This is a genomic window from Corallococcus llansteffanensis (assembly GCF_003612055.1).
In the GTDB taxonomy this organism is placed as follows: domain Bacteria; phylum Myxococcota; class Myxococcia; order Myxococcales; family Myxococcaceae; genus Corallococcus; species Corallococcus llansteffanensis.
In genome coordinates this window covers 1-7865 of sequence record NZ_RAWB01000463.1, presented here as the reverse complement: position 1 = coordinate 7865, position 7865 = coordinate 1, and the positions used below count along the sequence as shown (strand labels likewise).

General features: G+C 73.7%; 3 protein-coding genes. All 3 read left to right on the top strand.

The annotated features are described in order from the left end of the window. The coding region (locus D7V93_RS31985; RefSeq protein ID WP_158623908.1) for a beta-ketoacyl reductase at positions 1–1956 on the top strand (1956 nt) is incomplete at its 5' end. Continuing rightward, positions 1953–5843, top strand: coding sequence for a non-ribosomal peptide synthetase (locus D7V93_RS31980; protein ID WP_120646987.1), 3891 nt, complete (start codon positions 1953–1955; stop codon positions 5841–5843). The genes D7V93_RS31985 and D7V93_RS31980, both read left to right, overlap by 4 nt. A gap of 54 nt (positions 5844–5897) precedes the next feature. Continuing rightward, positions 5898–7865 (top strand): AMP-binding protein (locus tag D7V93_RS31975; protein ID WP_147451444.1); only part of this gene is annotated, 1968 nt, incomplete at its 3' end.

Below are 7865 nucleotides of genomic sequence, written 5' to 3'. Positions count from 1 at the left end.
CTGGGGGAGCTCTCCCGCGCGCGCTACAGCCGGGCCGTGCGCGTGCCCGAGGCGGAGGATGGGAACTCGCTCGTCGGGAACGTGGCCATCCTGGACGCGGACGGCGCGGTGATCGCCGAGGCCACCGGGCTGCGGATCCAGGGGCTCGGGAAGAAGCGCGTCGCCGCCGCGCCGACCGTGGGGGCCTACTCGCTGCGCTGGGAGCCCGCGCCTCCGCCGGACGCACAGCCCGCGAGCGGTGCGCCGTGGCTCGTCCTCGACAGCGGCTCGGAGCTGGGCGGGCCGTTGGTGGCGGCGCTCCAGGAGCGTGGGGCCTCGCGGGCCCAGGTGATTCCGGAGGTCATCGGCCACGATGCCCGGGCCATCGAGCACCAGGTGAAGGAGGTGCTGGCGGCGGGCCCGGCGGGCGGCACCGTCGTGTTCCTGTGGGAGGCGGGTGAGCGCTCCGGTTCGGTGGATCCCGGGGTGCTGGGCCACAAGCTCGCCGTCCTGACCGCCGCCGCGCGCGGGGCCGCGCATCCCGTCTCCGGTGGCGCGAGGCTCGTCGTCGTCACCTCGGGGGCGCTGGCGGTCCAGGGCCCTCCCACCGCGCCGGAGGCCGCCACGGCCTGGGGCCTCGCGCGCACGCTCTTCGCGGAGCACCCGTCGCTGGCGGGGGGCCTCATCGACCTGGAGCGCGAGCCCGTGTCGGACCGGTCCGTCCTGCTGCTCGTCACGGCCCTCCTGGCGCCGGAGCGCGAGCTGGAGGTCGCCTTCCGTCGCAGCCGGGCCTACGTGCCGAGGCTGGAGGCGGTGGAGCTGCCCCCCGCGCCCGCGCTCCCCGCGTACCGCGCGGACGCGAGCTATCTCATCCTCGGTGGGATGGGGGCGCTGGGGCTCGCGTTCGCGGGGCACATGGCGGCCCGGGGCGCGGGCGCGCTCATCCTCCTGCAGCGCACGCCGCTGTCGGACATGGAGCAGGGCCCCGACCCGCGTGCGCAACGGCGGGCCGTCGAGGCACTGGAGCAGGCCGGGGCGCGCGTGGCCGTCGTCCCCGCGGATGTCTCCGATGCGCGGTCCGTCGCACGGGCCCTGGAGGAGCTGCGGCGCAGGGGATGGCCTCCGGTGAAGGGCGTGGTCCACGCCGCGGGCGTCCTCCATGACGGCACGCTGGCGCGGCTCGACGCGAATGCGTTCACGCGCGTGCTGGCTCCGAAGGTCCTGGGGGCGTGGTTGGTGCACCGGGCCCTGGGGGACACGCCGCTGGACTTCTTCGTGCTGTTCTCCTCCGCCGCCTCCATCACCGGGTCACCGGGGCAGGGGAACGACGCGGCCGCGAATGCGTTCCTGGACTCGCTCGCGCCCGCGCTGGTCGCGGCGGGCCGCCCCGCCGTCAGCATCAGCTGGGGGCCCTGGGCGGACCTCGGCATGTCGGCCCGCACCTCACGGCCCGGCATGGCCCTGCGTTCGGGGCGGGGCCTGGAGGTCGAAGCGGCGCTCGGTGCGTTCGAGCGGCTTCGCTCCGGAGCGCTCGGGTCCCACGTCGCGGTGCTCTCGTTCGACTGGGGGCGGCTGGGCGCGGTCCTTCCGGCGCTCGCGGGCCGGCCCGTGTTCTCGCGCCTGGTCCCCGCGCCCGCGTCTCCGGCAAGTGGACTGGATCCGACGAAGCTCCGGGCCGCGCCACCGGCGGGAGCGCGGCGGATGCTGGAGCAGTACCTGTGCTCGAGCGTCGCGACCCTCCTGGGCTTGATGCCCGGGGACGTCGAACCGGAGCGCACGCTCACCGGCATGGGGTTCGATTCGCTGTCCGCCATCCAGCTTCGCAACACCGTGGACGAGGAGCTGGGGGTGACGCTGCCGGTGGCGGGCTTCCTGGAGCAGACCACCATCCGGAGCCTCGCGACGGCGGTGCTGCTCGCGCTTCCGGAGGAGACGCGGGCGGACGGCGCGGAGCCCCTCGCCGAAGTCGAGCTATGACCCTCCAGGCGCTCCTGACAGAGCTGACGCAGCGGCGGATCTCCGTCACGGCTTCGGGCAACACGCTCCGCCTGCGCGGCCCCGCCTCCGCCCTCACCGACGACGTGCGGGGGCGCGTCGCGACGCACAAGCAGGAGCTGCTCGCGTGGCTGGAGCAGACCCGGTCCGCGCCGTCGCGCTCGGAGCTCGCGCGGATGCCGAAGGGGGCGGAGCTGCCCGTCTCCTCGTTCCAGCGCCGCATGTGGTTCATCGACCGGCTCCGGCCGGGGCTCACGGCGTACAACCTCGCCATCGAGCTTCGCTTCCGGGGACGCCTCGACCTGGACGCCCTGCGGTGGTGCATCCAGGAGCTCGTGCGCCGTCACGACGTGCTGCGCTCCACGTTCGAGACGGTGGACGGCAGGCCGTGCGTGCGCGTCGCGCCGGTCCTCGGCCTCCCGCTGCCCATCGTGGACCTGACGCGGCTTCCTCAAGCGGAGCGCGAGCACGAGGCGCGGCGACTGGCGCGCGTCGAGGCCTCCACGCCGTTCTCGCTCGTCCACGGCCCCCTGCTGCGCCTGGGCTTCTTGCGGCTGTCGGACGAGGACCTGGTGGGCCTCTTCACGTTCCACCACATCATCTCGGATGGCTGGTCGCTGACGGTGCTCGCCCGCGAGCTGCGCGCCCTCTACACCGCGCGGACCTCCGGCCAGCCCTCACCGCTGCCGGAGCTGGCGTTCCAGTACGCGGACTTCGCGCACTGGCACACGGCGTGGCTCTCCGAGCCGGTGCTGGAGGCGCACCTCGCCTACTGGCGGCGGCAGCTGGATGGGTGTCCCCGCGTCCTCCAGTTGCCTGCGGATGCCCGGCGTCCGTCGCAGCAGAGCCACCGGGGCGCGACCCTCGTCCACTCCCTGTCTCCGGAGCTGACGGCCGCGGTGAAGGCGGCCAGCCAACGCGAGGGCGGCCGGCTGTTTCCGTTCCTGCTCACCGTCTTCCAGACGCTGCTGGGCCGCCACACGGGCCAGGACGAGTTCCTCGTCGGCACCTCCGTGGCCAACCGCGACCGCGCCGAGGTGGCGGGCATGGTCGGCTTCTTCGTCAACTGGCTCCCGCTGCGCGCCAACCTGCGGGATGACCCGCCGTTCTCCGAGGCGCTGGCGCGGACCCGGGCGACGGTGCACGACGCGCTCGTCCACAAGGACCTGCCCTTCGAGCTGCTCGTCAACGCCGTGAACCCGGAGCGCGAGCTGGACCGGCCCACGCTGTTCCAGGTGATGTTCGTCCTCCACGGGTCCATGCCGGAGCTGTCGCTCCCGGGCATCGAGGTCGAGGGCCGCACCGTCGACAACGGCACCGCGAAGATGGACCTCACGCTCTTCATGCGGGACACGCCGCGCGGGCTGGAGTGTGAGTTCGAGTACTCGGCCGACCTGTTCGAGCGCTCCACCATCGAGCGCCTGGCCCGGCACTTCATCACCCTGTGTCGCGCCGCGACCGAAGACCCGTCCTGCCCGGTGTCCCGCCTCCCCATGCTCGCGCGGGAAGAGCAGGACGCGCTGTCCTCCGGGACGTGGAGCGCGGGCCACGTGAGCCCGCCGCCGCCGTGCGTGCACCAGCTCTTCGAGGCGCAGGCCCGCCGCACGCCTCACGCGGTGGCGCTCTGGTACGAGGGCGTCACGCTCACGTACGCGGAGCTGGACCAGCGGGCGAACCAGCTTGCCCGGCACCTCGTGGGCCTGGGGCTTCAGCCCGGCTCGCGCGTGGGCGTCCTCGTGGAGCGCTCCCTGGAGCTGCTGGTCGCGCTGCTCGGTGTCTGGAAGGCGGGCTGCGCGTATGTCCCGCTCGATGCGTCCTATCCCGTCGTGCGCATCGCCTTCATGGCCCGGGACGCGAGGTTGGGAGCGTTGCTGGTCCATGGCGACGTGGACTGCGCGGCGGAGGCGGTGTCGGCGCCCGTCGTCGACCTGGAGGCCCTTCGTGACGTGCTGGCCGCGCTTCCGTCGCATCCGGTACCGCTCGAAGTGGAGGGCGAGCAACCGGCCTATGTCCTCTACACCTCCGGCTCCACCGGCCGGCCCAAGGGCGTGCTCGTGCCCCACTGGGGCGTGGCGAACTTCCTGCTGTGGCTGCGCGAGGAGCTGGCGCTGGGTGCGAGTGACCGCGTCCTCCACAAGACGCCCATCAGCTTCGACGCCTCCCTCCGGGAGCTGTTCTCCGCGCTGATCTCCGGAGGCCGGCTCGTCATCGCCCGCCCCGACGGGCACCGCGACCCCGCGTATCTGATCCGCTTGATGCGCGAGCAGGGCGTCACCGTGTTGCACCTGGTGCCTTCGCTGCTGGGGGCGCTGCTGGAGCAGCCGGAGCTCTCCACCGTGGAGACCCTGCGCGCCGTCATGTCCGGCGGTGAGGCCCTGCCGGTCTCCTTCCTGGAGCGCGTGCGGGACGTGCTGCCGGACGCGGCCCTCTTCAACGTCTATGGACCGACGGAGACGTCCGTCGACTCGACGTGCTGGCGCGCGGTGCCGCTCGAAGGACAGGCCTCGGTGCCGGTGGGGCGGCCCATCTGGAATACGGAGATCCACCTGCTCGACCCGCACCTGCAACCGTGCCCCCCGGGCATGGTGGGGGAGATCTGCATCGGCGGACGCGGGGTGGCGCTGGGATACCTGGACCTGCCGGAGCTGACGCGGGAGCGCTTCATCGCGAACCCCTACGGCCCGGGGCGGCTGTACCGGACCGGTGACCTGGGCCGCTTCCTGCCCGGGGGCGACCTGGAGTTCCGGGGCAGGGCGGATCGCCAGGTGAAGGTGCGCGGCATGCGCGTGGAGCTGGCGGAGGTCGAGCGCGCCGCGCGCGACGCCCTGGGCAGCGCCGACGTGGTGGTGGTGGCACGTGAAGACCGCCCCGGTGACGTGCGCCTCGTCGCCTACGTCGTCATGACGCCCGAGGAGGCGAGGGAGAAGCTCCAGGAGGCGCGCGCGGCCCTCCGCGAGAAGCTGCCCGAAGCGATGGTGCCCACGGCCTTCGTGCTGCTGGAGGCGTGGCCGCTGCTGCCCAACGGCAAGCGGGATCCCGGTTCGCTCCCGGCACCGGCGGAGGGCGCGGACACCCGGGACCTGGACGAGGCCCCTGTCACCTTGCCCGTGCGGGACGTCAGTGTGGAGCGCCTGCGCAACGCCACGCCGCTCGCGCTCCCCACCGACCGGCCCCGGCTGCCGGGGCTGCCGCTCACCAGCGCTTCCTTCACGGTGGACCTCGCCGCGGAGCAGCGCGTCCAGCTCGAGCGGCTCGCCAGGGCGCGCGGCTTCACTCCCTTCGAAGCGCTGCTCTCCGTGACGCTGGGCTTCCTGGCCCGCCAGGCGGCGCAAGCGCGCTTCGTCGTCACGCTGGCCCTCTCCGGCCGCGACGACGTGCGCCTGAGCGACGCGCTCGGGAGCTTCGTCCGCATGGTGCCCGTGCCGGTCGCGCTCCCCTCCGACACGTCGCTGGCGGGAGGACTCGCGGTGGCGCGGGCCGTCCTCGTCGCGGCGAGTGAGCCCGACGCCGCCTCCGTGGACGAGCTGACCGAGGCCGAGCCCGCCCTGGACGGAGGGGACGCGCTCCACCGCTTCGCCATCGTGTGGCGGGACACGCCCCGGCTGGTGTCGTCGCGCTCCAACCTCACCGTGCACCCCGCGCTGCCGATGACGGCGGGAGAGAGCCGGTACGAGCTGCGTCTGTCATTGGGCGAGGTCGGCGAAGGCCTGCGCGCGACGTTCGAGTACCGCGTGGCCCTCTTCGACGCGGCCACGGTGGCGCGGCTCGCCCACGCCTGGACCGGAGCGATGGGCCAGGCGCTGGCGGCGCTGGATGCCCCCTGGGACCTGAGCGCGGGAGGAAGCCATGTCGCGAGGCAGGATGGCTGAGCACCTGCAGGACCCCTTCCTGTACCGGTTGGCGCCGCTGCGCCGGGAGCGGTCATGAGCGGCTTGATTGTCGACATCCTGCGCGAGCGCGCGGTCATCCAGGGCTCCCGCGAGGCCTACCGGCTGGCGGGTGAAGCGGGGGACGTCACGCTCACCTACGCGGACCTGGACGCGGCGGCCCGCCGGGTGGCGGTGCTGCTCCAGACGCACGGGGTGGGGCCGGGGGCGCGCGTCCTGCTCGTGCTCCCGCCGGGGGGAAGCTTCATCCAGGCGCTGTTCGGCGTGCTGTACGCCGGAGCCGTGGCCGTGCCCACGCAGGCCCCTCGCGCGGGAGCTCCGGTCGAGCACGCGCGGCTGGGTGCGCGAGCCCGGGATGCCCGGGCCGCGGTGGCGCTGGTCGCCGGGGACTGCGGCTCCGCGCTCCGGGAGGAGCTGTCCGGCGCGGGGGCCGTGGTCGTGGACGTGGACAACGCGGACGGCTGCACGGGGATGTGGGGTCCGCCGACGCTCGGGCGGGACATGCCGGCGCTCATCCAATACACGTCGGGCTCCACCCTCACGCCGCGCGGCGTGGTGTTGACGCACGGCAACCTGCTGCACCACCTGGAGGCCCTCCGGCGCGGCTTCCGGTGTGGCCGCGACAGCCGGCTGGTGACGTGGCTGCCGCCCACGCACGACATGGGGCTCGTGGGAGGCATCTTCCAGCCCGTGTTCGCGGGCTTCCCCGCCACCGTCCTGTCGCCCACGATGTTCCTGCACCGGCCGCTCGGGTGGCTGGAGCGCATCAGCCGCGAGCGGGCGACGCACGCGGGCGGCCCCGACTTCGCGTATGCGCTGCTGTGCCGGGCGCGCGCCTCCCAGCCGTTGCCGGACACGCTGGACCTGTCGTGCTGGAAGGTGGCCTTCAACGGAGCGGAGCCCCTCCGTGCCGCCATCCTGGAGCAGTTCGTCCAGCGCTTCGGTCCGCATGGCTTCCGCCGCGAGGCGTTCCATGTCTGCTACGGCCTGGCGGAGGCGACGCTGTGCGTGGCGAGCCGGAGCGGGGTGCGCGTCGAGTCCTTGCAGGCCCGGAGCCTGGAGGCGGGAAGGGCGGTCGCAGCCAGGGAAGGGAATCCCGCGCGGACGCTCGTGAGCTGTGGTCGGCCGCTGCTGCCGCAGGAGCAGGTGCGCGTGGTGGATCCGGAGGCCCTGACGCCCTGTCCCCCGGGCTTCGTGGGAGAAGTCTGGGTCGCGGGGCCCGCGGTCGCGGCGGGCTACTGGCAGCGCCCCGAGGAGACGGAGCACACGTTCCACGCGCACACCGCCGGAGGTGAAGGGCCCTACCTGCGCACGGGAGACCTGGGCTTCCTGCTGGACGGAGAGCTGTTCATCGCGGGCCGGCGCAAGGACGTCATCAAGGTGAACGGACGCGCCCACCACGCGCACGACATCGAGTGCACGGTGGCCTCCAGTCACGAAGCCTTCGGTGCCGGACGCGGGGCGGCGTTCGGGATCGACTCCGAGGCAGGCGAGCGGCTGGTCGTCGTCCAGGAGGTGCGCCCCGCCACGCTGCGGGAGCATGGCGCGGCGGTCCTGGAGCGGGCGGCCCGCGACGCCGTGATGAGCGAGTACGGCGTCACGCTCCACGCGCTGGTGCTGGTGCGACGCGTGCCCCGGACGACGAGCGGGAAGGTTCAACGCGCTGCCTGCCGGGAGGCCTGGCTCGCGAGAACGCTGGAGCCGCTCAAGGAGGAACGCCCGTCGCCGGAGGCGCCCGCGCCCGTCGTCCCCGCGGCGGAAGACCTCCACCGGGCGCGCGAGTGGCTGCGACAGCGCATCGCGGACAAGCTCGGGGTGGAGGTGGCGCGGCTCGACCCGCGCGTGCCGCTGGGCCGGTATGGGCTCGACTCGCGAATCGCCCTGGAGCTGGCGGGAGAGGTCGGTGAGGGATGGGGCCGTGAGGTGTCACCCACGATGCTCCATGAGCATCCGACGGTCGATGGGCTGGCCGCGTGGCTGACCGGGCGGGAGGAGGAACCGGGG